This window comes from Methylosinus sp. Ce-a6, assembly GCF_009811655.1.
Taxonomy (GTDB): domain Bacteria; phylum Pseudomonadota; class Alphaproteobacteria; order Rhizobiales; family Beijerinckiaceae; genus Methylosinus.
The window spans coordinates 12,460-39,191 of sequence record NZ_BGJX01000031.1 but is presented as its reverse complement, the minus strand read 5'-3'; the positions used below and the strand labels follow the sequence as shown (position 1 = coordinate 39,191).

Genomic DNA, 26,732 nt, shown 5'->3' with positions numbered 1-26,732 from the left:
CGGGAGCCGTGTGAGTCGAGAGGTTCATGCACGGTTCTAGGAGCGCCCGGGGGTGAAATTCCTCCGGGCGACTCGACAACAGCGGTCCAGTTCCCCCTTTATTTTTCTCGTCCGCCTGCGTCCCGGACCCGCGCCATCCGCCTCCTTCCGCTTCCGCGAGAACGGCGGCGGCAGCTTTGTCTCCACCCAAGGCAACAGGCGGATCGGCTGCGGCTGTAGATGCGTTGTCACGATCGGAATCTTCATGATGCTCGGCAGCATGTCGGCGAGCGCGATCGCGTCGCAGTAGATTTCCTCGGTCGGGGTGGCGCCCGAATGCCCCATGATGTCGCTCCGAATCTCGCTATGAATCCCCTCCTGCTTCAATGAATTGCCGAAAGACTTGCGCATCGAATGGATGACTTTCTTGCGCTCCTTGGCATCGGGAATGGCTTGGTGCAGCCCGTCGATCAGCTCGTCGTAGAGCCGATCGCCCAGAGGTGACGAGGATGTCGGCGATTTGAGATCGGGGAAGACCATCTCATAGCCGAGCGCTCTCACGGCCGCGACATAGTCGAGAAAGCCGAGGCGGATGAGCTCTGGGTGCAGGACGACCGAGCGCTCGGAATACAGATTCTTGATGCGCCGAATTTCGCTCGTTCCGATCTTTATATAGTGGAGGCGTTGTATCTCGCCGTCGATCACCGCGTCGACGGAGGCCACGTCGTGGACGGAGAGGCCGCAGATTTCCTCGCGCCGCGCTCCGGTGTAGTGGAGCATGAGCGTCGCGAAATACAGCGCGCGGTGGAAGACGTGCGGGCCTGGGATCAGGACCTCGTCGTCTTTCCAACCGGCGCAGCCGGTAAAGAAGGCGAGGCGGAAGATGGCGGCGGCGTCGGCTTTGGTCAGGAGTCCGCGCTTCGCGCGCCCGCGTTCCGTGGACTTGCGACGCATCAGCGTCATGTCGATGTCCCGGTCGAGCTTGTGGCCGCGGCTTCGAATATGGGCGAGGATCTGGCCCAGAAATGAAAAATGGCGATTGACGGTTCCGGCGACCAGACCGCGCTCCGATGGCGGCTTGGCCGCGCCGATCGCGCGAAGCTGATCGAGCGTCCGGAAATTGTCCCGCGGGCTGCGGCCGTAGCTCTTGGCGACGGCGCCGAAAAGATCGTCGAGATCGCCCAGGTGCTTCTGGTGGATGTCTTCGAACTCGACGACGCCCTGCTCGAGGAGGAGCCTCGCGAAAAGCCGCGAAATCTGACGCACCTGACGCTGGGTTTTCGTGTCCCAAGCCTTGGCGTCCGTATTCTTCTTGATGACCCCCTCGGCGAGCACGACGAATGGATGCTCGTCGAGCGTCAACGGCTTCGTTCTCGCCACCTTGGCGGGACTCGGCGTCGGCGTGAGCACGGGCGCGGGGTCGGCAGGTGGCGGCGGCGCAGAGGCGGCCAACGGCGCCGCATGTTCGGTTCGGGCGCCTTCGGCCGTCTCCGCGGCCGCTTCTCGATGGACGACAATCGGGGATGAGGCGAGGGGCGCAACGACGAGCCTCGTCTCGGCGTGATCGACCGAGTCGCGGGGCGCCTTGGCGTGATCCTTCAGAATGTCGGCGATGGTCTTCTCGATCTCGACTCGCACGCCGTCATGCCGGCGCTCCGACTGAAAATTCGCCTCGGCGAAGGCCCGGTAGACCGTCTCCTGGGCGAGCGCGAGGTTCATCGGATTGGGCTCGCCGCCGACCTCCTCGACGAGCGTCGCGAGTCGCTCCTTCTTTTCGGCGGCGACGTTTTGGCGCTGCATGAGATCGAGCATGAAGGCGATCTCGGCGATCTCGTCCTGCGCAATCCCCTGCGCAGCCATTTGCGCGGCGGCGCGTTCGTCGACGACGGCGGCGCGGCCGCGTGTCTCGAGCAGGCGATAGACGTGACCCATCACGCGCTCGCTGCGGCGGCTCTTCTCAGGATCGAAATCATCCTCCGCGCGTTCGCGCGCCGTCACGGCCTCGAGCTTGTCGAGGTGTTGCGTGAAGACGACGCGGAACACCTTCTGGATTTGCTGCTGGGAGAGGCGACTGGTCATGGCGGCCGGAAAGAAACAACGATCGGCGAGCGCGGAAATCTGGCCGGCGAGGTAGCGCGCTCTCCTCGGGTTGCTGGCGCCCAGGCCGAGAATCAGGGTCGCAGAATTTCTCGATTCGGCAAGCGCCGACGGCAGTCGCCGCCGCCAATAGTAGAATGCGCCGCGACGCACGACATGGGGTATGGCGGGCACGAGAGGCTCCGTGGTGTACCAGCCATGTGTCACAAGGGATGTGGAACTCGCCCCAGCTAAGACGATTTTCTAGCGATTCCAATGATTTGCGGAATTCTGGCTGGGGCGGGAGGATTCGAACCTCCGTATGGCGGAATCAAAATCCGCTGCCTTACCACTTGGCGACGCCCCATCGCGCCGCCCGGCGCAGACGCGTGGCGGCGGCTATCCCATAATGCGCCGGCGTCGCCTCCGCAACCGTTTCGCGCAGCTCAGCTCCAGGCCCGCAGCGGCGTGAAGCGCGCGAATTTCTTCGATTGATGGCGGTCCATGCGCGCCAGCACGTCCCTGAGGAACGTCACCGCCTCGCAGAGGAAGGGGCCCTTGTTCAGCATCACGCATTCGGCGCGTTGCGCCATGGCGGCGTCGGTCGTCTCCGCGCGGCTCGGCGCGCCGTCCTTGATGAATTGGTCCAGCACCTGCGTCGCCCAGATCACTGGCACATGCGCCGCCTCGCAGAGCCACAAAATCTCCTCCTGCATCTCCGAGAGCCGGGCGAAGCCGAGCTCGACGGCGAGATCGCCGCGCGCGATCATCACCGCTGTCGGATGATGCAGCGCCGATCGGATGATGAGCCGCGGCAGATTGCGCACGGCGAGCGGCGTCTCGATCTTCAGCACGATGGTCTGCTTCGGCCGCTCGCCGCGCCGCGCCGCGAGATGGTCCTGGAGCAGGTCCACGTCGGCGGTCTCCTGCACGAAGGAGAAGCCGACGAGATCGGCGTTGGCGGCGACGAAGTCGAGGTCGCGGAAGTCCTTGGGCGTCAACGGCGGCAGGCGCAGATCGATGGTCGGAAAATTGAGCCCTTTCTCGACCTTCAGCCGCTCGCCCTTGCCGCGCGCGCTGAACACTTCGAGCTCCACGCCGTCCGCGCTCGCGCCGACGACGCGCGCGCCGATCTTGCCGTCATTGATCCAAACTTCCGCGCCGGGCGCGAGCTGGCCGATCGCCTCCGGAAAGGAGGGCCGGACAGCCACAGGCCCGCTGGCGCGTGGATCGAGCGTGGCGACCATCGAGAAACGGTCGCCGCGGTAGAGGCGCAGCTTCTCCGGCGCGCGCAATTGCTCGATCCGGCATTTGGGCCCCGCCAGATCCATCAGCACGCGGCAGGAGCGCCCGAGCGCGCGCTCGGCCGCGCGAATATTGGCGATCATCGCCTCCCAGGCCGCGGCGTCGTCATGGGCGCAATTGATGCGCGCGCAGCCCATGCCGGCCTCCATCAGGCGGCGGACGAGGGAAGCGTCGCTCGCGGCCTCGCTCGGCAGCGTGACCATCACGACGGCGTGGGGCGTCGAGGGGACGGGGCCGAAGATTCGATCGCGCGCGGCGCCGATCGCATCCTCGCCGGCGCGCATGGCGCAGAGCGCGGGGTAGGGGGCGTCGGCCTCGCCGTCGAGCCGCCGAAGCGTGGCCAATAGGGCGTCCAGCGCCTCGATCACTTTCGCTTCGCTGCGGCCGAGAGACGACAGGCCGAAGGCCGAGAGGCGCGACTGCAATTCGCTGAGATCGCGGCGGCGCAGAGCGAGATAATGCGCGAGATTCTCGATCCCCGGAGCAGCTTCGCCGGAAAATGGGCCGCCCCAGCCGCGGATGAGCTCGCGGCCGTCGGCGACGACCTCCTCTCGCAATCGCGACACAGCGGTCAGAAGGTTCAGGAGATCGGAGCGAGCCTCGCTCGCCGGCCTGTGAGTGGCGTCATTCATCGGATGATATCTGCTCGAGACTGGGCGCCGAAGCTCTCTTCCTCCTTTGTGACGTTTTCGTCACTTCGGCCCGTGACGACCCGTCACACGGCGAGCGCGCCCGCCGCCGCGGCCGCCTCGCGCAGCGCCGCAATGTTGCGGCGGTAGGAATCGGCGCCCGCGCCGGCGAATATGGCGGAGCCGGCGACGAGCACATCGGCGCCCGCCTCGACGATCGACGTCGCCGTCTGCGGCGTGACGCCGCCGTCGACCTCGAGGAAGATATCGCGGCGTCCGATCATCTCGCGGATGCGGCGGATCTTGTCGAGCTGCGAGGGAATGAAGCTCTGGCCGCCGAAGCCCGGATCGACGCTCATCACCAGAATGAGATCGACGTCGTCGAGCACATAGTCGAGCGCGCGTTCGCCGGTTCCCGGATTGAGCGAGACGCCCGCCTTCTTGCCGAGCGAGCGGATGAGCCGCAGCGAGCGATGCAGATGCGCGCCCGCCTCGGCATGCAGGGTAATGACGTCGGCGCCGGCCTTGGCGAAGGCCTCGACATAAGGATCGACCGGCTCGATCATCAGATGCGCGTCGAAGACGCATGAGGCGTGCGGGCGCAGCGCCTTCACCACAGCGGGCCCGAAGGTGATGTTGGGCACGAAATGCCCGTCCATCACATCGAGATGAATCCAATCGGCGCCGGCGGCAACGACGTCGCGCACTTCCTCGCCGAGCCGCGCGAAATCGGCGGAGAGGATGGATGGGGCGACGACGATTCCGCCGTTCATTGCTTCACTCCTTTCGGCCGACCGATCTCAGTCCGCGAGGCTGAGGCGCTTTTCGACGCGGTCCAGACGATCATCCGTGCGATCTGCGCGGAGCGCGACATTGGCGTAATGACTGGCTTCGGTCGCGGCCAGATTGGCGACCGCGACCTCGAGCGCCGTGAGGCGATGTTCGATGTCGCGTATGTCGAGCGCGACGCCGTCGATCTCGGCGTCGAGGCGACGCAATATCGCCGACGTCGGATTCTCGGGTTCGTCTCCCATTCTCAACGCCTTTCTCGTCCCGTCGGCGGCCGCCGCCGTCTACTCCGCCGCGGCCTTCGCCCCGGCGATGCGCGGATCGAGCGCGCCGCTCGCATAGCGCTTGGCCATGTCGGCGAGCGGGATCGGCTTGATCTTGTTCGCCTGGCCCGCCGCGCTGAATTCCTCGTAGCGCTGCTTGCACACTTTGCGCATCGCCTCCTGCGCCGGCTTCAGATATTTGCGCGGGTCGAACTCGCCCTTGTTGTCGAGCAGAGTCTTGCGGATGGAGGCGGTGACGGCGATGCGGCAGTCGGTGTCGATGTTGATCTTGCGCACGCCATATTTGATGCCGCGCTGGATTTCCTCGACCGGCACGCCCCATGTCTGCGGCATCTCGCCGCCGGCGGCGTTGAATGCGTCCTGCAGCTCCTGCGGCACGGAGGAGGAGCCGTGCATCACGAGATGCGTGTCGGGCAGGCGGCGGTGGATCTCCTCCACCACATGCATCGCCAGAATGGCGCCATCCGGCTTGCGCGTGAATTTATAGGCGCCGTGCGAGGTGCCCATGGCGATGGCCAGCGCATCGACCTTGGTGCGCGCGACAAAATCCACGGCCTGATCGGGGTCGGTCAGCAGCTGGTCGTGGCTGAGCTTGCCCTCGGCGCCATGGCCGTCTTCTTTCTCGCCTTCTCCGGTCTCGAGCGAGCCCAGCACGCCGAGCTCGCCCTCCACCGAGGCTCCGACCCAATGGGCGAGGTCGACGACGCGGCGCGTCACCGCGACATTGTAGTCATAGCTCGCCGGCGTCTTGCCGTCCGCCTCGAGCGAGCCGTCCATCATCACCGAGGTGAAGCCGAAGCGAATGGCGCTGGCGCAGGTCGCTTCGCTATTGCCATGGTCCTGATGCATGACCAGCGGAATGTCGGGATACATGATCGCCAGCGCCTCGATCATCTTGGCCAGCATCACGTCATTGGCGTAGGAGCGGGCGCCGCGGCTCGCCTGGATGATGACCGGCGCGTCGACCGAGGCCGCGGCCTCCATCACCGCGAGGCCCTGCTCCATATTGTTGATGTTGAAGGCCGGCACGCCATAGTCGTGCTCGGCGGCATGGTCGAGCAATTGTCTCAGGGTGATGAGCGCCATGTGCGGTATCCTCCGAGCGTCGGGATTCGCGTCCTCGGCGGCGCCGCCCGAGCAATGCGGCGTCGCGTTTTCGATTCTTTCGATAGCGATATAGCGGAGCGCCGAGGATGTCATCACCCCCCGCCGCCGCTCGCCGGGAAACCAGTTCCGTTCTTTAAAAATCCGGCGCGCGGACCGAGCCCGGCCGCGCGCCGGCCAAGCGTCAGCGCTGCGCGAGCAGGGCCTCGGCGGCGTCGGCCACGCCCGCCGCCGTGATCCCGAATCGGGCGTAGAGCGCATCCGCGGGCGCGCTGGCGCCGAATCCCGTCATGCCGACGAAAGCCCCGCGCTCGCCGATCCAGCGGTCCCAGCCGAGCCGCGCGGCGGCCTCCACGGCGACGCGCGGCGCCGAGCCCAGCACGCTGGCGCGATAGGTCGGGGACTGCGTCTCGAACAGCTCCCAGCAGGGCATGGAGACGACGGCCGCGCGCGTGCCGCGCGCCCACAGGAGATCGGCCGCGGCGAGCGCGATCTGCACCTCGGAGCCGGTGGCGATGAGCGTCGCCTCGCGCCCGCCGCTCGGCTCGCGCAGCACATAGGCGCCGCGGGCGGAGAGATTTTCGCCGATCGGCCGCTCCAGCGTCGCCAGATTTTGCCGCGACAGGCTCAAGAGCGACGGCGTCGTCTTCGCATTGAGCGCGATCTCCCAGCATTCCGCCGTCTCGATCGCATCCGCGGGGCGGAAGACATAGAGATTGGGCATGGCGCGCAGCGAGGCGAGATGCTCGATCGGCTGATGCGTCGGCCCGTCCTCGCCGAGGCCGATCGAATCATGCGTCAGCACATAGACGACGCGCTGGCCCATCAGCGCGGAGAGGCGGATCGCGCCGCGCGCATAATCGGAAAAGACGAGAAATGTGCCGCCATAGGGGACGAAGCCGCCATGCAGGGCGATGCCGTTCATCGCCGCCGCCATGCCATGCTCGCGCACGCCATAGTGAATGTAGCGGCCGGAGAAATTCTCCGCCGAAACCGAGCCGAGACCCTTGGTGATGGTGAAGTTCGAATGGGTGAGATCGGCGGAGCCGCCGATCGTCGCCTTCGTCGCCTCATTGACGACGCCGAGCACGGTCTCGGAGGATTTGCGCGTCGCCACCTTGGGCCGCTCGGCGGCGAATTTTTCGCGCAGCGCGCGCAGCGGCGCGGCGATCTCGCCGGCGATGTCGCCCTTCAGAAAACGCTCGAATTCGTCGCGCCTTCCCGAGGCGGAAAGGCGCTGCTCCCAGGCGAGCCGCTCCCCTTCGCCGCGGCGCCCCGAGGCGCGCCAATTCTCCAGCGTTTTCGCCGGAATGTCGAAAGGCTCATAGGGCCAGCCGAGCTCGGCGCGGGCGAGCTCTATCTCGCTCGCGCCGAGCGGCGCGCCATGAACCGTCTCCTTGCCCTGCTTGCCGGGCGCGCCATAGCCGATGACGCTGCGGCAGGCGATGAGCGAGGGCCGCGGATCCTGCTGCGCCTTGGCGAGCGCTTCGGCGATTTCCGCCGGCGCATGGCCGTCGACGCGCTGCACATGCCAGCCGGATGCGGCAAAGCGCGCGATCTGGTCGGTGGAGGTCGAGAGCGTCGTCGGCCCGTCGATGGAAATGCCATTGTCGTCCCACAGCACGATGAGACGGCCGAGGCGCAGATGGCCGGCGAGGTCGATCGCCTCATGGCTCACGCCCTCCATCAAACAGCCGTCGCCGGCGATGACATAGGTGCGATGATCGACGATCTCGTCGCCGAAGCGCGCCGCCTGCAGCCGCTCCGCCAGCGCGAGGCCGACGGCCGTGGCGAGACCCTGGCCGAGCGGGCCGGTCGTCGTCTCGACGCCGACCGTATGGCCGAATTCGGGATGGCCCGGCGTCTTCGCATCGAGCTGGCGGAAGTTCTTCAGATCGTCGATCGAGACGCCCGGATAGCCGAGCAGATAGAGGAGAGCGTAGAGCAGCATGGAGCCATGGCCCGCCGACAGCACGAAACGGTCGCGGTCGGGCCAGTCGGGCGTGGAGGCGTCGAATTTCACGAATTGCCGAAACAGCACAGTGGCGACGTCGGCCATGCCCATCGGCATGCCGGGATGGCCGGATTTGGCCTTCTCCACCGCGTCCATCGCCAGCGCGCGGATCGCATTGGCGGCGCGGCGCTCGTCCTCGGCCGCGGCGACTTCGGCGACAGTCTCCAAAACATTCGACATCGGGTTCGTTTCCTCAGGCTTCGCCACGTTTGCGTTTCATCAGCTCCAATATCCGCGGCGTGAGTATGAGCTGCATGGCGAGATCGAGCTTATTGCCCGGAATGACGATGGAATTGGCGCGCGACATCCAGCTGCCGGCGATCATCGTCACGAGATAGGGGAAATCGACGCCGCGCGGATCGCGAAAGCGGATCACGACGATCGACTCGTCCGGGCTCGGGATCGAGCGGGCGACGAAAGGATTGGAGGTGTCCACCGTCGCGGCGCGCTGGAAGTTGATGTCCGTCTCCGAGAATTGCGGGCAGATGTAATACACATAATCGTGCATCCGGCGCAGGATCGTCTCGGTGACGGCCTCCGTCGTATAGCCGCGCGTGTTACGGTCGCGATGGAGCTTCTGCGTCCATTCGAGATTGATGACCGGCACGACGCCGATCTTCAAATCGGCGTAGCGGGCGACATTCACCTCCTCGGTCACGACGGCGCCGTGCAGGCCCTCGTAGAACAAGAGATCCGTGTTGGCCGGCAGCTCGCGCCAGGGCGTGAAGGTTCCGGGCGGCGAATGCAGCACGGCGGCCTCGTTCTCGTCATGGACGTAATGGCGATATTGACCGGTTCCGGTCTCGCCATATTCCTTGAACAAGGTTTCGAGCTCGCCGAGCAGATTGGCCTGCGGGCCGAAATGGCTGAAATGGGCGTTGCCGCGCGCCTGCGCCTCGGCCATTGCCATTTTCATTTCGTCGCGGTCGTAGCGATGGAAGGAGTCGCCCTCCACATAGGCGACCTCCACTTTCTCGCGGCGGAAGATCTGCTCGAAGGTCTGCTTGACCGAGCTCGTGCCCGCGCCGGACGAGCCGGTGATCGAGATGATCGGATGTTTGATCGACATTGCGACGCCCACCGCGGCCGGTAACTCCACACCAGCCGCCGATCCTTTCGGATCGCAGACTGGTCTAATTTTCCATCTGGAGCGAATTCTGGTCGCTCGAACGATTCCGTTCGAGCGGAAAGCGCTCGAGCTCACTTGCGTTTCGCGCGCCGGACGACCCCTCGGGCGCGGCCCCGCCGTCTTCTCCTACAAGAAAAGGCGGGCCTTTGCTCGGCTCCCCGAAAAAAAATCTCGATCGCCGCCGCAGGGCGGCTCGAGAACGTCTTCATTCAATTCTTTATATATTAATTTCAAATATTTGAGCAATTAACATAGGGCGTTCCGCGTCATTCCTCGGCGGCCGGCGTCCGGCGGCTCGGAAGCGCGGTCGGTTGACGTCGCGGCCGCGTCGATTACAGAGGGCTTTCCGGCGCTCGCGCCTTTCGTTCGCAAGGTGATTTCATGACCGCGACCTACGACGTCCTCGGCATCGGCAACGCCATTGTCGACACGCTGGCCCGCGCGGAGGACGATCAGCTGGTGGCCGCCGGCCTTCACAAGGGCGCGATGCAGCTCGTCGACGAGGCCCGCGCCGCCGAAATCTACTCCGCAATGGGGCCGACGACGGTGATGTCCGGCGGCTCCGGGGCCAACACGCTCGTCGGCGCGGCGGGGTTCGGGCTGTCGGCGGCCTTCATCGGCAAGGTGAAGGACGATGACGCCGGGCGCGAATTCGCTCATGACATTCGCATGGCCGGCGTCGCCTTCGACACGCCCTTCGCCACGGACGGCGCCGCGACCGCGCGCTGTCTCATTCTGGTGACGCCGGACGGCCAGCGCACCATGAACACTTTTCTCGGCGCCTGCCAGGCGCTCGGGCCGGGGGATGTCGACGAGGCGCTCGTGCGCGCCTCCAAAATCCTCTACCTCGAAGGCTATCTCTGGGACCCGCCGGCCGCCAAGGAAGCCTTTCTGAAGGCGGCCAAGGCGAGTCGCGCCGCCGGCAATCGCGTCGCCCTCTCGCTGTCGGACGCTTTCTGCGTCGATCGCTATCGCGGCGAGTTCCTGGGCCTCGTCCGCGACGGCCTCGTCGATATTCTCTTCGCCAATGAGAGCGAACTGCATTCGCTCTATGAGACCGCCGATTTCGCGACGGCGGCGAAGGCGCTCGGCGCAGAAAGCAATCTGCTCGGCGTCGTCACGCGCTCGGAGCAGGGCGTCATCGTCGTCGAGGGGAAGAAATGCGTCGCCGTTCCCGCCTTCCCGGTGACGGAAGTGGTGGACACGACGGGCGCCGGCGATCTCTTCGCGGCGGGTTTCATCGCCGGCCTCGCCCGCGGCCTGCCTCACGAGGGCGCCGCCTCGCTCGGCGCGCTGGCGGCGGCCGAGATCATCGCCCATGTTGGCGCGCGGCCGCAGAAAGATTTGCTTCAGCTCGCCCGCGACCACGGCCTGCTCGCCTGAGGGCCGAGGGACAGCGAAACGCCCGCTGCGGGGAATGACGAGCAGGCTCGTCATTGCGAGGAGCGTAAGCGACGAAGCAATCCAGAGCCGTGGGGCGGCCCCCGGATTGCTTCGCTTTGCTCGCAATGACGCGTTGTTTATGCTCGGGCGAGGCTGGCGATCAGCGCTTCGCCGTCGCCAGCCTATCGGCGAGCGCCTGCGCCTCCTGCGTCAGATCGGCGAAGAATGTCTCCGACTTCGCGCGCTCGGCGAAGCAGCGGCGGAAGGCGGCCGAGCCTTCCTCCTGCAGCTTCGAATATTGCTCGAAATCCTTCTCGTCGGCGCGGCCGGAGGCGGAATAGGAGTCCATCGCCTTTTTGGCCTTGGCCTGATGCTCGCTCCAGGCCTTCTCGCAGACGGGCGACGTCTCGATCTTCGCCTTGGCCGGCGTCGAGGCAATATAGAGCCGCCCGCCGCTGGCGACGGCGACGATGATCTCGTCGGGCAGGGCGCCGCCGGCGTCGTCCTGGCTGCGTAGGTCGAGCATTGCGGCGGCGAGCGTCGCCGCGGCGGGCTTGGCGATGGGCAGATCGGCGTATTTCTCGACGCCGGCGTCCGGGCTCACCGCCAGGGTGTAGAAGTAGGGCGAGGCCAGCGCCTCGCCGAGTGACTGGGGCGCCTTCTCGCTTTTGATCCAGCTCTTGCGATGGGCGCGCAGAAAGGCCTCGGCGAGACCTTGCGTCGAGATGGTGAGCTGCGATTTGTCGTCGTCGCCGGCAAAGGCGAGGCCGTCGAGCTGATCCGCGCCGATTCCGTCGAACAAAGTCTCTATGCTGTATTTGCCGAGCTTCTGGAAGCCCGGCGCGGAGACGGGGCCGATGATCGCCTCCATCTTGCCGCCGAACTCGGCCAGCGCCTTGCGCTCGTCCGCCTCCGCCTGTCCGGCGGCCTTGCCGGCGGCCTCCAGCTTGCGGAGCTTGGCGATCGCGCGATCGCGGGAGGAGAGATAGGCCTCCTCTGGCGTCGCGGCCGAGGCGGCGAGGGAAACGAAGGCGAGAAGAAGCGCCAGCGGAGCGGCTTTCGCGATCATGGATTCATCTCATCCAGTGGATTGCGAGCAGCGCCACGAGAACGACGGCCAGCATGAACCATCGATCCGCCCGCCGCCGCGCCCGCGCCAGCCCTTCGAGCGATTTTTCCGAGAGCAGCAAGCCCTTGGAGCCCGCCGCCGCCAGCGTCTCGACGGCGGTCTCCGCATCGGCGAGGAGCTTGGGCAGCCGCGTCGCGAATTTGGCGACGTCGACGGCCGCCCTGCCGGCGTCCTCGAGCTTGGCCTGGGGGCCGAGATTATCCGCGATCCAGCCGCGCACGACCGGATCGGACGTCTTCCATATGTTCAGCGTCGGATCGAGCGAGCGGGCGACGCCTTCCGCCACCACCATGGTTTTCTGCAGCAGCACCAGCTCCGTGCGCGTGCGCATGTCGAACAGCGCCGTCACCTCGAAGAGCAGGGTGAGCAACCGCGCCATGGAGATATCCTGCGCATTCGCCGTATGCAGCGGCTCGCCTATGGCGCGCAGGGCCTGCGAGAATTCCTCGACCGAATGGACGGGCGGCACATAGCCCGCCTCGAAATGCACTTCGGCGACGCGCTTATAGTCGCGCGTGATGAAGCCGAACAGGATTTCGGCCAGAAACCGCCGCTCCTTGAGGCCGAGCCGGCCCATGATGCCGAAATCGATGGCGACGAGCCGTCCCTTGCGATCGACGAACAGATTGCCCTGATGCATGTCGGCGTGGAAGAAGCCGTCGCGCATCGCCGTGCGCAGGAAGGACTGCAGCACCTTGCGGCCGAGGTCCTGGAGATCATGGCCCTGGGCGGCGACACGGGCGATGTCGGAGAGCGGCGCGCCCACGATCCATTCGAGCGTCAGCACCTCGCGCGTCGTGCGGTCCCAATCGACGCCGGGGGCGCGAATATCGGCGTCGTCGGCCACATTGTCGCGGAACTCGGAGGCCGCCGCCGCCTCGAGGCGGAAATCCGTCTCGAGCTTCACCGAGCGGGCGAGCGTGTCGACGACCTGAATGAGCCGCAGCCGCCGCCCCTCGGACGAGAAGCGTTCCGCCGCGTGGGCGAGAATATACATATCGGCGAAGTCGCGGCGGAACTGGCGCTCGACATCCGGCCGCAGCACCTTCACCGCGACCTTGCGCTCGCCGTCCGGATAGGCGACGCGGGCGGTATGCACCTGGGCGATGGAGGCCGCCGCCACCGGCTCGCCGAAAGTGACGAAGATCTGATCGATCGGCCTGCCGAAGGCCTTTTCGATGATCTCGACCGCCGCCTGCCGACCGAAGGGCTCCATGCGGTCCTGAAGCGCGGTCAGGGCGTCGGCGATCTCGCCGCCGACGACATCCGGGCGCGTCGCCAGAAACTGGCCGAGCTTCACATAGGAGGGGCCGATCTGCGCGAAGGCGCGCACCAGCGCCTGCGGCGCGCCGCCGGCGCCGGGCTTGGCCAGGAGATTGCCGAAGCGCAGCAGAAATTGCAGCGGGACGGGCAATAGGGCCGGATCGACGCTCTTGAACACGCCTTCGCGCGCCAGAATGTAGCCGGCGCGCGCCAGTCGGAAGAAATGCCCGAAGCCGATGAGCACGAAGAGCCGCCGTTCGTCTCGTAAGGAAAGATCAGAGCTTCCAGCCGGAGTGGATCGCCACGACGCCGCCGGTCAGCCGCTCGAAGCCCGTGCGGCGGAAGCCGGCCTGACGGATCATCCGCTCGAATTCCTCCGCGCGGGGGAAGCGCCGGATCGATTCGACGAGATAGCGATAGGGCTCGGAATCGCCGGCGACGAGCTTGCCGATCGCCGGGATCACATTGAAGGAATAGGCCTCGTAGATCTTGTCGAGGCCGGGAACCGCGACCTGCGAGAATTCCAGGCACAGGAACCGCCCGCCCGGCTTCAGCACGCGATGCGCCTCGCTGAGCGCGACATCTATGCGCGGCACGTTGCGAATGCCGAAGGCGATCGTGTAGGCGTCGAAATGCGCGTCCGGGAAGGGCAGGGACTCGGCGTTGGCCTGGACGAACTCGACCTTGTCGGAGAGGCCGCGCTGGACGGCCCGGTCGCGGCCGACGTCGAGCATGTCGCCATTGATGTCGAGCACGACGATCTCCGCCTCCGGCCCGGCGGCTTTGGCGATGCGGAAGGCGATGTCGCCCGTGCCGCCGGCGACGTCGAGATGGCGGAAGGGGCCGCGGCGCGACGGGCGCACCTTGGCGGCGAAGGCGTCCTTCCATAGCCTGTGCATTCCGCCCGACATCAGATCGTTCATAATGTCGTAGCGGCGCGCCACCTTGTGGAAGACATCATCCACGAGGCCTTGTTTTTCGTCCAATCCGACTTCGGAGAAACCGAAATGGGTCGAGGTCTCGTTTTGCGATGTCATAATCTCTCGCGTCCGGATAGCGTTCGGGGCGATATAACGCGCCTTTCGGCCTATGGCTATGGCTGGGGGCGAAAAGGAGGGGACGGTCGGCCGGCCGTCGTCGCCAGGAGCGCAGCGACGAAGCGATCCTTCAGCCGCCCCATGGCTGAAGGTTGCTTCGCTGCGCTCGCAATGACGGGGCGGGGCGTGATAAGGGGAGGGCCGGGCTGGGAGCCGCGGCGCGGGCGGCGGGGGCGAGAATGTCAAATCAGATCAAAGTCCTGGATCACGGATTCGTCCGCCTCGTCGACCATATGGGCTCGGATCTCTCGATCGTGCGCGCGGCGCGCGTCTCCTATGACGCCGCCTGGCGGGCCGGGGAGAACGAGGGCTCCGACAAGCGCCTCATCGATTATCTCTGGAAGAACCGCCATACGACGCCCTTCGAGGCGGTGGAGTTCCAATTCGAGGTGATGGCGCCCCTTTTCGTGCTGCGCCAATGGCACCGCCACCGCACCTGGACCTTTAACGAGCTTTCCGGCCGCTACCGCGAATTGCCGGAGACCTATTATCTCCCCGATCCGGAGACGATCGGCGAGCAGTCGACGGCCAATAAGCAGGGCCGCCAGCCCGGCGGCGATCTCGAGGCGCGCCGCGCCGAGGTCGAGAAGCTGCGCGCTGGCTTCGAGGCCGCTTTCGCCACTTATCGCGAGCTGCTCGCCGCCGGCTGGCCGCGTGAGCTCGCCCGCACCGTGTTGCCGCTCTCGACCTACAGCCATATGTTCGCAAAGGTCGATCTGTTGAATCTGTTCAAATTCCTGTCCCTGCGCGCCGATCCTCACGCACAATACGAGATCCGCGTCTATGCGCAGGCGATGGAGCGGCTCATCGAGCCCATCGTCCCGATCGCCGTCGCGGCGTGGAAATCTCAACGGTTCTGAGCGCCAATGCCCGAATTGCCCGAGGTCGAGACGGTTCGGCGCGGGCTCGAGCCCGTCTTCACCGGCTCGAGGCTGGAGCTTGTGGAGCTGCGCCGCGGCGATCTGCGCTTTCCCTTTCCGCCGGGCTTCGCCGCGCGTCTCGCCGGCCGGCGCGTCGCGGCGCTGAAGCGGCGGGCCAAATATCTCCTCGGCGAGCTCGACGACGGCGAGACGCTCATCATGCATCTCGGCATGAGCGGCTCGTTCCGCATCGACGCCGACGACGGGCAAGGCGTCCGCCATCGCGCGGCGAGCACGAAAGCCGCGCATGACCATGTGGTGTTCCATTTCGCGAGCGGCGCGAGCGTCACCTACAACGATCCCCGCCGTTTCGGCTTCATGCTGCTCGTCCCCCGCGCGGAGCTGGCGGCGCATCCGCTCTTTGCCGGGCTCGGCGTCGAGCCGCTCGGGCCGGAGCTGACGCCCGAGCGTCTCGCCGAGGAATTGCGCGGCCGCAAGGCGCCGCTCAAAGCCGCTCTGCTCGATCAGAGGATCATCGCCGGACTCGGCAACATCTATGTCTGCGAGGCGCTGCATCGCGCCCATCTCTCGCCGCTGCGCGCCGCCGGAACGCTGGTCGACGCCAAGGGGCGGCCGAAGCGCGGTCTGGTCGATCTCGTCGAGGCGATAAGACGCGTGCTGGGCGAGGCGATCGAGGCCGGCGGCTCCAGCCTGCGCGACCATCGCCAGACGGATGGCTCGCTCGGCTATTTCCAACATTCCTTCCGCGTCTATGACCGTGAGGACGCGCCCTGTCCGACGCCGGGCTGCCGCGGCCATATCTCGCGCGTGATCCAGAGCGGGCGCTCGACCTTCTATTGCCGCGAGTGCCAGAAGTGAGCGCCCGCCAGTCCCGCGCAAGCGGCGAGCTCTAAAATCATAACCGATGAATTTGGGCTGCGTCGGCCGATGAAGAGGCATGTCATTTTCGACGCTGTCAGCGGATGATTCCAGCGCACCGTCCTCGCCGATCGACGCGCCGGCGTCGGGCTCATCGAGCGAGGCTTTCATGGAAACTGCAGATTCCCTCCCTTCATTCGTCGAGCTCACCGGGACGAGCCCCAGGCAGAAGGTCGTCGACATAGGCGCGCGCCATATCAGCGGCGAGCCGGTCTATGCGCCCTTGCTGCGCGGCGGCGCGGCGACGGTCGTCGGCTTCGAGCCCGACGAGGACGCCGTCGCCGATCTGAACACGCGCAAGAATCCGGGCGATATCTATCTTCCTTACGCCGTCGGCGACGGTGGGCGCCACACTTTGCACATATGCGCGGCGGGCGGCATGACCTCGCTGCTGAAGCCAAATCCGCTGGCGATGGAGTTGTTCCATGGCTTTCCGGTCTGGTCGGAGGTCGTGGCGACGCAAGAGATCGACACGGTGCGGCTCGACGACGTTCCCGAGACCGAGGGCGCGACCTTTCTCGAGCTGGACGTGCAGGGCGCGGAGCTGATGATCCTGCAAAATGCGGTCGAACGGCTGCGGCGCGCCTATGTTCTTCATGTCGAGGTGGAATTTCTGCCGCTCTATGAGGGCCAGCCGCTGTTTTCGGAGATAGAGCTGTTTTTGCGCGGGCAGGGCTTCGTTCTGCATCGCTTCACGCCGCTGACGAGCCGCGTGCTCAAGCCGCTGATGCTCGGCAATGACATATACGCCGGCATGAGCCAGATCGTCTGGAGCGACGCCATTTTCGTGCGCGATTTTCTGCGCCTGGACCTGCTCGCCGACGAGGAGCTGCTCGGCCTCGCGCATATCGCGTATGACTGCTATCGATCGGCCGATCTCGCCTTGCGCCTGCTCGCCGAACATGATCGCCGCAGCGGCGGCAGTCTGGCGCGCGCCTATCTTTTCGGCCTGCGCGATCGGGCGCCTCGCGAGCCCGCGGCCGTGGCGTGAGAATGCGCAAGGCGAGATCGGCCGCCGGTTGATCTCGCCGGCCGGACTTTGCGATAAGGGCGCGGCGAAAATCGCGGCGACCTCTCACCGAGACTCGTAATGGCGCTCGACACCGGCCCGATCCTGCGGGTCGAAGGCATCTCCAAGTCCTACGCCGAGACCGTGGCCGTGAAGCCGCTGAGCTTCGCGCTGCCGGCGGGCTCGGTGACGGGTCTGCTCGGCGGCAATGGCGCGGGCAAGACGACGACCATCGGCATGGTCATGGGCCTCATCGAGCCGACGACCGGAATGATCGAGATCTTCGGCCGCGACTTTCTCGAGGACCGCTATCGCGCGCTCGGCCGCATGAATTTCGAGAGCCCCTATGTGGACATGCCGCATCGTCTCACCGTGCGGCAGAATCTCACCGTCTTCGGCCGCCTCTATGGCGTTCGCGATATCAAAGGAAAAATCGAGGAGCTCGCCGCCGACCTCGCTCTCGCCGAATTTCTCGACCGCCCGAGCGGGCGCCTCTCCGCCGGGCAGAAGACGCGCGTCGCGCTCGCCAAGGCGCTCATCAACGAGCCCGAGCTCCTGCTGCTCGACGAGCCCACGGCCTCGCTCGACCCCGACACGGCGGACTGGGCGCGCGCCCATCTCGAGGCGTATCGCCGGCGTCGCAATTGCGCGATCCTGCTCGCCTCGCACAATATGGCCGAGGTGGAGCGCCTCTGCGACCGCGTGCTGATGCTGAAGCAGGGAAGCCTCGTCGACGACGGCTCGCCCGCCGAGCTTCTGACGCATTACGGCCGGGCAAATCTCGAGGAGGTGTTTCTCGATGTCGCGCGCGGCCGCGCCAATGGAGCGGCGGTATGAGCGCGTCTTTCGAATTCTCGCTCGCGCGCGTCGGCGCGATGACCTTGCGCTACTCCTACCTGCTGCGCTCCTCCATGCCGCGCATGTTGGAGATGATGTATTGGCCGACGGTGCAGATGCTCACCTGGGGCTTTCTGCAGAGCTATCTCTTACGCGCGCCGGGCGGCCTCGTCGGCGCCGATAAAACGACGATCGCCGCCGGCTCGCTCATCGGCGCGGTGCTGCTGTGGGACATTTTGCTGCGCGGGCAACAGGGCTTCTCCTTCTCCTTCCTCGAGGAGATGTGGTCGCGCAACATCGCCAATCTCTTCATGAGCCCGCTGCGGCCGGCGGAATTCGTCGCCTCCATGATGGCGATGAGCCTCATACGCCTCTTCGTCGGCATGGTTCCGGTGACGATCCTCGCCATTTGGTTCTTCGGCTTCAATCTCTGGGCGCTCGGCCTCGCCTTCGTGGCCTTTTTCGCCATTCTCATCGTCTTCGCCTGGAGCGTCGGCCTGTTCGTCTCAGGGCTGTTGCTGCGCTATGGCCTCGGCGCGGAAAATCTCGTCTGGTCGCTGATGTTCGTCATTCAGCCGCTCGGCTGCGTCTATTATCCGGTCGCCGTGCTGCCTTCCTGGCTGCAGCCGATCTGCTGGGCGCTGCCGCCCACTTATGTGTTCGAGGGGCTGCGCGGCGTCCTGGTCGACCATGCGCCGCGCGTCGATCTGATGCTCGCGGGGCTTGCGCTCGACGGCATTTTGTTCACGGCGGCGTCCTTCGCTTTCGTGCGCCTGCTCGCCGCCGCGCGCCGCGCCGGAACGCTGCTGCAGACGGGCGAGTAATCGAGTTTCCAGTGATGCGAGCCTGAAGGCTCGCTCGTTTCAGCGCATAAGCCGGCTCAGTCGGCGCCGCTCGACCAACGCAGCGAGCGAAAGGCGAGCGCGATCGCCTCCGCGCGCGCCTCCGCCGTGGCGGGCTCGGGGATGGCGGCGCAGGCGGCGCGGGCGGTCTCCAGCAGCGCCGCCTTGGGATAGGCCGCGCCCGAGCGGCCGGCATGGGCGGAGAAATCGCAGGCGCAGACCATCATCAGCCGCGCGAAAGTCTCAGGCGCCTCGAAGGCGCCGAGCCGCTCCAGCATTTGCGCCACCGGCCCGGCGCGCACCTCCGCGACGCGATGCACGCGTTCGCATTCGCAGAGCGCCATCAGCGCGAGAGGGAGGCAGTCGGCGGGCGCGCCGAAGCGCGCGGCGATCGCCTCTATGCGCGGGCCGCCGCGGTCTATGTGCTTATAATGATGCGGCAGATGCTCGCGCGGCGAATCCCCCTTGCCGACATTCATGACGAGCAGGGCGAAGCGCACGGCGAGCGGCGCGTCGATCCGCCCGGCCTCGTCGAGCGAGCGCAGCATATGGGCGCCGAGATCGACCTCCGTCTGTCCGTCCGACATTTGTGGAACGCCGAACAAGGCGTCGACCTCGGGCAGTATGGCCCGCAGCGCGCCGCATATGCGCAGGACGCGAAACGCCTTGCCCGGCGCGGGGCCGGAGAGGCCGAGCAGGAGCTCGGGCCAGATGTCGGCCGGCGCGAGGCCGGCGAGGCCGCCGTTCTCGACCTGCTCGGCCAAGAGGCTCAGCGTCTCTTCGCCGGGATCGGCCTCGGTCTCGGCGAGGAGGGCCGCCATTCGGAGAAGGCCGAGGCCGGGGTCGGTCTGCCCGAATTCGGGCTCGAAAAAAGGTTCTGAGGGCATCGAATCTTCGCGCGTGATACGGGTTCCGGCTGATCGGTTCGGCGCATTCCCCTTCTCCCCGCGAGCGGGGAGAAGGAAGGCGACGAACGCCGCGCGAAGCGACCAGCAGGAAATGAGTGGTCGGCGGACGGCAAGCAAACGGCTTGCCGCGCCGGTTTCGTCACGCGCGGCCGGCGACGGCTGCGCCTGTCAGCCCTGGCTCCTCGTCCCTCGGCCGTTGCAGCGGCGAGATGCGGCTCCGCGCGTCGGCGACCGTGCCGGCGTAGAGCGTCTCCGGCTCATGCAGCCCGGCCGAGAGCAGCGCCCGGCGCACGGCCGGCCGCGCCCCGGCGACGCAAACCACGGTTCCCGCCCGCCGCAGCCGCGCGACAAAGGCCTCGAGCGCCCGCGCCCCCGTGCTGTCGACGAGCGGCGCGTCGCTGAAGTCGAAAATGAACGCGCGCGGATAGCGTCCGATCTCGTCCAGCGCCGCGCTCACCGTCGCCGAGGCGCCGAAGAAGATCGCGCCGCTGATCTTATAGACCATCACCTCGGCGTCGGAGGCGGCCACAGAGTCATAGGCGGGACGATGGCCGCCGTAATCGTCGGCCCGATCCTCGTCGAGGAAGGCTTCGCCGGTCTGCACCTCGACGCTCTCGGCGAGGCGATGCAGGAACAGAAAGGCGCCGAGCGTCACGCCGACGCCGATGCCGATGGCGAGATCCTCGAAAATGGTGAGCAGGAAGGTCGAAAGCAGCACCAGCGCGTCGCCGCGCGAGGCTCTGAACAGCGCGACGAACTCTTTCTTCTCCGCCATGTTCCAGGAAACGACGGCGAGCACGGCGCCGAGCGAGGCGAGCGGAATATAGGCCGCGAGCGGCGCCGCGACGAGCATGAAGCCGAGCAGGAAGACCGCATGCAGCATTCCCGAGACCGGCCCTTTGGCGCCCGCGCGCACATTGGTCGCCGTGCGGGCGATGGTTCCCGTCACCGGAATGCCGCCGAAGATCGGCGCGATCATATTGGCGAGCCCCTGCGCGGCGAGCTCGCAATTGGAGCGATGGCGCCGTCCGCTCATGCCGTCGGCGACGACCGCCGAGAGCAGCGATTCGATCGCGCCGAGCAGGGCGATGGTGACGGCGTCGGGCAGCAAGGCGCGCAGCCGCGCCAAGTCGAAGGACGGCGCCGCCGGCGCCGGCAGCGTGTTGGGCACGCCGCCGAAGCGCGAGCCGATCGTCTCGACGTCGAGATGCAGCGCCGCCGTCGCCGCGGCGCAGAGCGCCACCGCGATCAACATGCCGGGCCAGTGCGGCCGCCAGCGCCTCAGCCCGAGAATGACGGCGAGCGCGAGCGCCGAGACGCCGACCGTCGCCGGCCGGAAGCTGTCGCGCGCCTCCCATAGCGCCGCGAGCTTGGGGCCGAGCGCCGCCGGCTCGTGCGGGACGTCGAGGCCGAAAATCTCCTTGAGCTGGCTCGAGAAGATGATGACCGCGATTCCCGCGGTGAATCCGACCGTCACCGGAAAGGGGATGTATTTGATATAAGTTCCGCCGCGCAGCAGGCCGACCACGAAAAGAATGACGCCCGCCATCATGGTGGCGAGCGCGAGCCCATCATAGCCCTGCCTCTGCACGATGGAAAAGACGAGCACGATGAAGGCGCCCGCAGGCCCGCCGATCTGGAAACGGCTGCCGCCGAGCAAGGAGACGAGAAAGCCGCCGACGATCGCCGTATAGAGGCCGCGATCGGGGCTCAGCCCCGAGGCGATCGCGAAAGCCATGGAGAGCGGCAGAGCGACGATCGCGACGGTGAGACCGGCGATCGCATCCGCGCGCAAATCGGCGAGGCCGTAGCCTTCCTTCAGAATGGTGGCGAGCTTGGGCGTGAACAGCTCGATGAAACTCGGCTGGCGAAAACGTCGATCTCTCAACACTGGCTCCTTCGTTCGAGGAGCGGCGGGATCGTCGGCGCGAAGTCGGCGGTCGTCGTCGCGGGTTGGTCCTTTCACATCGTGGGATTGGGCGAACCGGGCCGGCGCAGCCTGACGCCGCGTCCGCCGCCCTCGCTGCGGGCGTTCTCGCCGATCAGCTCGACGCCGGCCTCGTGCAGCGCCTCCACGACCTTGGTGAGCGTCTCGATCACGCCGCGGACATTGCCGTCGCTCGCCTCCATGCGCTGTATCGTCGGCAGGGAGACGCCGGAAAGCTCGGCCAGCTTTTTCTGATCTATGCCGAGCAGCGCTCTCGCGGCGCGCAATTGAGCGGCGGTGATCATCTCATATGCTCACATTTTATATATTAGCAGACATGTTTTACATCGCCAAGATGATGTTTTAAACATCATCGGCGCCTTTTTGGCGCCGCGGCGGCGTCCCGCGCGGCGCGCTCTGGTTCTCGTTCGACCCGCGCGCATGTTAGCTTGGCGGATATGAACAAACCCGTGCAAATCGACGAGAGCTGGAAAATTCGCCTCGCGGCGGAGTTCGAGCAGCCCTATTTCGACGCGCTGCGCCGTTTCGTGCGCGAGGAATATGCGAATGGGGCCGTCTATCCGCCGGCCAAGCAGATTTTCCGCGCTTTCGACGAATGCCCCTTCGACGCGGTCGAGGTGGTGATATTGGGTCAGGATCCCTATCACGGCCGCGGCCAGGCCAATGGGCTGTGCTTCGCCGTCGGCCGCGACATTCCGCCGCCCCCTTCGCTGCAGAACATCTTCAAGGAGATCGAGAGCGATCTCGGCCGGCCGGTCTCGCGCGATCCCGATCTCTCGCGCTGGGCGCGGCAGGGCGTGCTGCTGCTCAACGCCACGCTCACCGTGCGCGAGAGCGCCGCCGGCTCGCATCAGGGCAAGGGCTGGGAGCGCTTCACCGACGCCGCCGTGCAGGCGCTCGCGCGCGAGCGGGAGGGCGTCGTCTTCCTGCTCTGGGGCGCTTACGCGCGCCAGAAGGTGGCGGGCGTCGATCGCTCCAAGCATCTCGTGCTCGAGAGCGCGCATCCCTCGCCGCTCTCGGCGCGCGGCTTTTTCGGCTGCAGGCATTTTTCGAAAGCCAACGCCTATCTCGAGGCGAGGGGCCGCACGCCGATCGAATGGTGAGCCGGCCGCCTCCCGCAAATTACTAGAACTCCTCATAAAATTAGTTATTTACAGAAATATAACCGTTGTTCATTACGTAAGGGATCATTCGAGCGCCGGCGGTCGCCGGCATTTTTTCGGGGATGCTCTCGTCGAGCGAGACGGCGCGTCCCGAGGTCATTTCTATTGTGCGGGTTTCCAGCATGCATTGGACGATCGTTCTTTTTTCGCGTCTCCCGCTCGGCCGAATTTGCGATTTCTGTCTCGATCATCTGCGATCGCGTTTCGTCGCCGTTCCTTCGGCCGCCGCGCGGCTCAGCCTCGCCATGACGGCGAGCGCCTATCTCGACGCGCAGGCGACGGGGCTGACGCTGCCCTCGTTCCCGGATTCGAGCCTCTTTTTCGTGGCGGTCATCGCTCTGGATCTCTATTGTCGCTTCGCCGCCTCGAGCTTCATCTCGCGAGTCGCGCCGATATTCGTCTATTCGCTGATCTATCTCGTGGCGACGTCGCTCGCGGGAATTTTCGCGAGCTATGCCACGCAGCGCCTGGCCATGCCGCTGCAGGATGAATTGTTCCTCTCGCTCGACCGATGGCTCGGCGTCGATTGGCTGGCCTTCGTCCATTATGTCGACGATCGCCCGTTGCTGGCGAAATGGCTGCGGGAGGCCTATGCGAGCATGGCTGCGCAGATCATCACGCCGGTGGTTGTTCTCGTCGCGCTCGAGCGCATCCACGAACTGCGCGTCTATCTCCTCTCATTCGCGATCGCGCTCACGGCGACGATCGTCATCGCCGCTTTTCTGCCGGCCTCGAGCGCCGTCACTCTCGTCGATGGTTCGTTGTTTCACGAGCTTCGCTTCGGCGGACGAACGCCGCTCGATCATCTCGCGCGGCTACGCGAGGCCGCCCCGCTGAATCTCGAGAACAGCACGATCGGAGGCCTATTGAGCTTTCCTTCGTTTCACGCCGTGGTCGGCGCGCTGACTCCGCTGAGCCTGCGCTCCGTCCGGCCCGTCTTCTATGTTTTATGCGTCGTCGACGCCGCTCTGCTGCTGGGCACGGTGACGGAAGGCGGACATTATGCCGTGGACCCGATCGGAGGCGTCGCGGTCGCCTATCTGTCCTATCGAATGGCGCGGCGCATAGAGAGCCGACGGCGTCGATCCTCGCTGTATATCGTCGAGACGCAGCGTTCTCGCGCCGAGCATTTCATGATCGAGAGCGCGCATCCGTCGCCGCTCTGAGCTCGGGCGGTGGCGGCGTCGCCCCTCATCGCCCCTGCGGCGCAAAATTTGCTTGATGCTATCATGAGGAGCGACGAGCGTCGTCGTGCGGTTCGAAAGCCGACATTTTTGTCGGCGCCGTGTCTGCGACTTTCGGAACGGACGTTCGCGCTCGACCTCATGAAGATCGCTCCCACTTCCCGTTCTTCGACGATCGACGTCGCGCCGCGACCGCATCGCGCCGCTCGGCCCGCCCTGAGAAATCGACCGTCACGGTCTCGAATGTCTCGAGAATGGGCGGATACTCGAAAGCCGAACATGACCTCCATCGAAACGACCGCCTTCCAACGCCTCGAGGCTGAAGGTCGGCTCTTGAAGCCCAGCCATAAGGGGGCGACGCATCGCGCCGGCCGCTTCGGTTTTCGTGGCGAAATCGCCGTCACGCTGGATCCGCCGCTCGCATTGGCGGGCGTTCACGCCACGGCGGAGGAAGGAGAGGCGGCGCTGTCGTTTCTCGCCGGATCGCTCGCCTCCTATCGCGAGCTTCCGGCTCTCGTCGAAGCGCTCGGCGCGAGCGTGAAGCCGGAGGGCAAGTATTTCGTCTACGTCTCCGATCTCGACCGCGCCTCGCGCTATCAGATCGGCTTCGATGGCGTGCCCCTCTATGTTCTGCCGATCGACGACACCTCGGTCTACAACGAGCTGATCGAGCTTCTCTATCTCGACAAGACGAAGATGAAGAAATACGACACCGCCGAAAAGATCGACACGCTCGCCGACGGCGCGGCCAAATATGATCAGCGCTTCGAAGCCATCAGCTATGAGGAAGGGCTGAAGCGGCTCTGAGCCGTCCGCTTCCACGCGCGCCGGCGCTGGCGGCCTTTCGCCCGCGCCGGCGGTCAATTCGCGCTCGGCCGTCCCCGCTTCACGAACACGCCGACGATCACCGCGCGCGCGATATGCTCGGCCATGCATTGATAGCCGAGATCGTTGAGGTGGAAATTGTCACGCGCCATCATCTGCAGATTGGCGTGGTTCTGCGCGATGAAGCGCATCGCGTCGTAGCGGCGCACATAGGCGACGTTCTCCGCCGAGGCGACACGCTGCAGCACATTGCGTATCGCGAAATATTCCTCGTCGCGCGAGAAGCGCGAGCTGTATTGCAGGCCGACGAGAACGACGTCGATCTGGTTCTGCTTGAGCCAGCGGATCGTCGAGCGCACCGTGTTCTCGAAATCCTCCGGCGCGATGCGCACCAGCGCGTCATTGGTGCCGAGCTGCCAGAGCGCGAGATCGGGCTTCTCCAGCGCCACCTCGCTCCTGATGCGCTCGGAGGTGACGGCGGCGACCTCGCCCGAGACGCCGCGATTGGCGACGACGACGTCGACGCCCTTCAGCGCGCCTTCGAGAATGGCCTCGAGCTGGGCGGGATAGCTCTTGGCGTCCGAGGAGGCGCCGACGCCCGAGGTGGAGGAGGAGCCGATCGCGAGAATGCGCGCGGTCTTGCGTTCGCGCAGCGCCTTGGCGAAATGCGGCAGCGAGGCGGGCGCGGCGATGTCGCCCGCCGGCGCCTCGCAGGCGGGGCTCAGCGGCGGGGGCGCCTCCGGCGGCGCGGAGTCTTGCGCGGACGCGAGCGAAGCCGCGAGCGAGGCCGCGAGCGCGAAGGCGAGCGGCGCCGCGAGGGCCGGCGCTAAGCCGCAGGCTCTCTCGACGTTTTTGCCCGCAGTCTTTCGCGCCATTCCGAAGCCCATGCGGCCGCTCCCATCGCAGCGAGCCCGAACATAACGATAATAGCGTCGGTTACAACATCTCCGCCATAGGCGAAGCGGAACACTTGTCCGGCGAGGCTCAGCAGAGAGCCGGCGCAGAAGACGTTGAGCGAGTTGCGGCCGAGCTGTGACAGAAAGCCGGCGATGTTCGGCAGCGCCCGCGAGATCGCGCCGAAAGAGCCGGCGAAGACGGCGACGAGCGCGAGATTGGAGAGGAGCCGCGCCGGCGAGAGAAAGGTCTTGTCGAAAACGAAGAAGAGCTTGGGCTCGGGCAGCGCGATCGGCCAGGGGTCGAACCCCGTCCATGCCGCCGCGGCGCCGAGCAGCACGAGCGGCGCGGCGGCCCGCCGCAGCCATTTTCGGCAGCGCCGGGCGAGGCCGCCGATCCCGTCCTCCCCGGCGAGAAGAAAGCCGATGACGAAAATGAGCTGCCAGGCGAGCGGGTCGAAGAACCAGGCGCCCTCCGTCGGCCAAGTCGGGAAATTCACGCCCGCCGCCAGCGCATAGGCCCATATGGCGAGCGAGGCCGGCAGCAGGATCGGCCGCGCATGGCGGTAGGAAAGCGCGATCAGCGGGGAGGCGAACATCAGCGCCACATAGAGCGGCAGAATGTCGAAATAGCCGAGCTGAAAGGTCAGAGCGACGAGGCCGAGATGGGCGCGCGCGGGATCGGCGAAAATGGCCGAGGCGTTGTTCCAGTCGAGCAAAAAGGGCGCGTCGAGCAGCATGGAGGCGCCGGCGAGAAGGGCGATCGCCAATTGCGCGATCACGAGCTGCGCGAGATAGACGGTGAAGGCGCGTCCCTCGAGGCGCAGGACGAGGTAGCGCGCCGAGAGCGCCCCGGCGGGGCCGTCGACGAGCTTGCGCAGCGCCCAGCCGGCGAGAAAGACGAAGAGCTCCGCCGAATCGGAGATCGAGACGTTGCGGAAGGTGAAGCGCTCGAAAAAGATTCCAGGAATGTGGTTGACGAAAATGGTGACGAGAGCGAAGCCGCGCCAGAAATCGATTTCATTCGGCTCGCGCATGCGCTTCTTCAATTCGTTGGTTTCTTCGTCCTCGCCGCTCCCGAGGGCCGCGGCGCGGCCTCTTCAGGGCCTCGAATGCGGCCTTTTTCAGGACCGCCGACGAGGC

The 26,732-nt window shown here is 66.1% G+C and carries 24 protein-coding genes and 1 tRNA gene; 9 read left to right on the top strand and 16 right to left on the bottom strand.

Annotation, left to right across the window (positions count from 1 at the left end):
- Positions 1-36: 36 nt before the first annotated feature.
- From Mspo_RS15890 to Mspo_RS15855, 8 genes are all read right to left on the bottom strand, one after another.
- Positions 37-2,250, bottom strand: coding sequence for a DUF6538 domain-containing protein (locus Mspo_RS15890; protein ID WP_159731426.1), 2,214 nt, complete (start codon positions 2,248-2,250; stop codon positions 37-39).
- 97 nt (positions 2,251-2,347) lie between these two features.
- Positions 2,348-2,422 (bottom strand) — tRNA-Gln (locus tag Mspo_RS15885).
- Positions 2,423-2,501: 79 nt separating this feature from the next.
- Positions 2,502-3,992 (bottom strand): pyruvate kinase, encoded by a 1,491-nt coding sequence (locus Mspo_RS15880; RefSeq protein ID WP_159731424.1) that lies wholly within the window; start codon positions 3,990-3,992, stop codon positions 2,502-2,504.
- 83 nt (positions 3,993-4,075) lie between these two features.
- Positions 4,076-4,762: a ribulose-phosphate 3-epimerase gene (rpe, locus tag Mspo_RS15875; RefSeq protein WP_159731422.1), complete on the bottom strand. Its 687-nt coding sequence runs from the start codon at positions 4,760-4,762 to the stop codon at positions 4,076-4,078.
- Positions 4,763-4,789: 27 nt separating this feature from the next.
- On the bottom strand, positions 4,790-5,023 hold the full coding sequence (locus tag Mspo_RS15870; protein ID WP_159731420.1) for a hypothetical protein: 234 nt from the start codon (positions 5,021-5,023) through the stop codon (positions 4,790-4,792).
- Between the two features lie 39 nt (positions 5,024-5,062).
- Complete coding sequence (fba, locus tag Mspo_RS15865; RefSeq protein WP_159731418.1) at positions 5,063-6,148, bottom strand: class II fructose-bisphosphate aldolase; 1,086 nt, start codon at positions 6,146-6,148, stop codon at positions 5,063-5,065.
- Between the two features lie 202 nt (positions 6,149-6,350).
- Positions 6,351-8,360: a transketolase gene (tkt, locus tag Mspo_RS15860; RefSeq protein WP_159731416.1), complete on the bottom strand. Its 2,010-nt coding sequence runs from the start codon at positions 8,358-8,360 to the stop codon at positions 6,351-6,353.
- Positions 8,361-8,373: 13 nt separating this feature from the next.
- The gene (locus Mspo_RS15855; RefSeq protein WP_159731414.1) at positions 8,374-9,249 is read right to left on the bottom strand and encodes a phosphoribulokinase; all 876 of its coding nucleotides are present in this window, start codon (positions 9,247-9,249) and stop codon (positions 8,374-8,376) included.
- Positions 9,250-9,690: 441 nt separating this feature from the next.
- Between Mspo_RS15855 and Mspo_RS15850 the strand changes: the two genes are divergently transcribed.
- Positions 9,691-10,692 carry an adenosine kinase gene (locus tag Mspo_RS15850; RefSeq protein ID WP_159731412.1) on the top strand — a complete coding sequence of 334 codons (1,002 nt, stop codon included), beginning with the start codon at positions 9,691-9,693 and terminating at the stop codon, positions 10,690-10,692.
- Positions 10,693-10,852: 160 nt separating this feature from the next.
- Here Mspo_RS15850 and Mspo_RS15845 read toward each other — a convergent pair whose 3' ends face one another.
- Genes Mspo_RS15845 through ubiE form a run of 3 tightly spaced genes read right to left on the bottom strand, consistent with a single transcriptional unit; the run spans position 10,853 to position 14,121 of the window.
- Complete coding sequence (locus Mspo_RS15845) at positions 10,853-11,761, bottom strand: hypothetical protein (protein WP_159731410.1); 909 nt, start codon at positions 11,759-11,761, stop codon at positions 10,853-10,855.
- Positions 11,762-11,765: 4 nt separating this feature from the next.
- Positions 11,766-13,328, bottom strand: coding sequence for a 2-polyprenylphenol 6-hydroxylase (gene ubiB, locus Mspo_RS15840; RefSeq protein WP_159731408.1), 1,563 nt, complete (start codon positions 13,326-13,328; stop codon positions 11,766-11,768).
- 31 nt (positions 13,329-13,359) lie between these two features.
- Complete coding sequence (gene ubiE / locus Mspo_RS15835; RefSeq protein ID WP_159731406.1) at positions 13,360-14,121, bottom strand: bifunctional demethylmenaquinone methyltransferase/2-methoxy-6-polyprenyl-1,4-benzoquinol methylase UbiE; 762 nt, start codon at positions 14,119-14,121, stop codon at positions 13,360-13,362.
- 239 nt (positions 14,122-14,360) lie between these two features.
- Here ubiE and thyX point away from each other — a divergent pair, with 239 nt between their 5' ends.
- The 5 genes from thyX to Mspo_RS15810 all read left to right on the top strand — a co-directional run bounded on the left by thyX (position 14,361) and on the right by Mspo_RS15810 (position 18,650).
- Positions 14,361-15,041: an FAD-dependent thymidylate synthase gene (gene thyX, locus Mspo_RS15830; RefSeq protein ID WP_159731404.1), complete on the top strand. Its 681-nt coding sequence runs from the start codon at positions 14,361-14,363 to the stop codon at positions 15,039-15,041.
- 6 nt (positions 15,042-15,047) lie between these two features.
- Positions 15,048-15,920: a bifunctional DNA-formamidopyrimidine glycosylase/DNA-(apurinic or apyrimidinic site) lyase gene (gene mutM, locus Mspo_RS15825; RefSeq protein WP_159731402.1), complete on the top strand. Its 873-nt coding sequence runs from the start codon at positions 15,048-15,050 to the stop codon at positions 15,918-15,920.
- Between the two features lie 169 nt (positions 15,921-16,089).
- Positions 16,090-16,971, top strand: a complete 882-nt coding sequence (locus Mspo_RS15820; RefSeq protein WP_244613488.1) for an FkbM family methyltransferase — start codon at positions 16,090-16,092, stop codon at positions 16,969-16,971.
- A 99-nt stretch (positions 16,972-17,070) separates the two neighbouring features.
- Positions 17,071-17,826 carry an ABC transporter ATP-binding protein gene (locus Mspo_RS15815; protein WP_159731398.1) on the top strand — a complete coding sequence of 252 codons (756 nt, stop codon included), beginning with the start codon at positions 17,071-17,073 and terminating at the stop codon, positions 17,824-17,826.
- Positions 17,823-18,650, top strand: a complete 828-nt coding sequence (locus Mspo_RS15810; protein ID WP_159731396.1) for an ABC transporter permease — start codon at positions 17,823-17,825, stop codon at positions 18,648-18,650. Before Mspo_RS15815 ends, Mspo_RS15810 begins: the two co-directional genes overlap by 4 nt.
- A gap of 56 nt (positions 18,651-18,706) precedes the next feature.
- Here Mspo_RS15810 and Mspo_RS15805 read toward each other — a convergent pair whose 3' ends face one another.
- The 3 genes from Mspo_RS15805 to Mspo_RS15795 all read right to left on the bottom strand — a co-directional run bounded on the left by Mspo_RS15805 (position 18,707) and on the right by Mspo_RS15795 (position 21,808).
- On the bottom strand, positions 18,707-19,555 hold the full coding sequence (locus tag Mspo_RS15805) for a tRNA nucleotidyltransferase (protein WP_244613487.1): 849 nt from the start codon (positions 19,553-19,555) through the stop codon (positions 18,707-18,709).
- A gap of 160 nt (positions 19,556-19,715) precedes the next feature.
- Positions 19,716-21,464 (bottom strand): SulP family inorganic anion transporter, encoded by a 1,749-nt coding sequence (locus Mspo_RS15800; protein WP_159731394.1) that lies wholly within the window; start codon positions 21,462-21,464, stop codon positions 19,716-19,718.
- 74 nt (positions 21,465-21,538) lie between these two features.
- Positions 21,539-21,808 carry a helix-turn-helix domain-containing protein gene (locus tag Mspo_RS15795; RefSeq protein WP_159731393.1) on the bottom strand — a complete coding sequence of 90 codons (270 nt, stop codon included), beginning with the start codon at positions 21,806-21,808 and terminating at the stop codon, positions 21,539-21,541.
- 153 nt (positions 21,809-21,961) lie between these two features.
- On the opposite strand from Mspo_RS15795, the gene ung reads away from it, so the two are divergent.
- From ung to Mspo_RS15780, 3 genes are all read left to right on the top strand, one after another.
- Complete coding sequence (gene ung, locus Mspo_RS15790; RefSeq protein ID WP_159731391.1) at positions 21,962-22,627, top strand: uracil-DNA glycosylase; 666 nt, start codon at positions 21,962-21,964, stop codon at positions 22,625-22,627.
- A 182-nt stretch (positions 22,628-22,809) separates the two neighbouring features.
- Positions 22,810-23,853 (top strand): phosphatase PAP2 family protein, encoded by a 1,044-nt coding sequence (locus Mspo_RS15785; RefSeq protein ID WP_159731389.1) that lies wholly within the window; start codon positions 22,810-22,812, stop codon positions 23,851-23,853.
- A 297-nt stretch (positions 23,854-24,150) separates the two neighbouring features.
- Complete coding sequence (locus Mspo_RS15780; protein WP_159731387.1) at positions 24,151-24,678, top strand: hypothetical protein; 528 nt, start codon at positions 24,151-24,153, stop codon at positions 24,676-24,678.
- Between the two features lie 53 nt (positions 24,679-24,731).
- On the opposite strand, the gene Mspo_RS15775 is transcribed toward Mspo_RS15780, so the two are convergent.
- Both Mspo_RS15775 and Mspo_RS15770 read right to left on the bottom strand, forming a co-directional pair.
- Complete coding sequence (locus Mspo_RS15775) at positions 24,732-25,571, bottom strand: GDSL-type esterase/lipase family protein (RefSeq protein WP_244613486.1); 840 nt, start codon at positions 25,569-25,571, stop codon at positions 24,732-24,734.
- A complete protein-coding gene (locus tag Mspo_RS15770; protein ID WP_159731383.1) occupies positions 25,523-26,626 on the bottom strand; it encodes an OpgC family protein in 1,104 nt (367 codons plus the stop codon). The genes Mspo_RS15775 and Mspo_RS15770 overlap by 49 nt, the downstream gene beginning before the upstream one ends.
- Positions 26,627-26,732 lie beyond the last annotated feature (106 nt).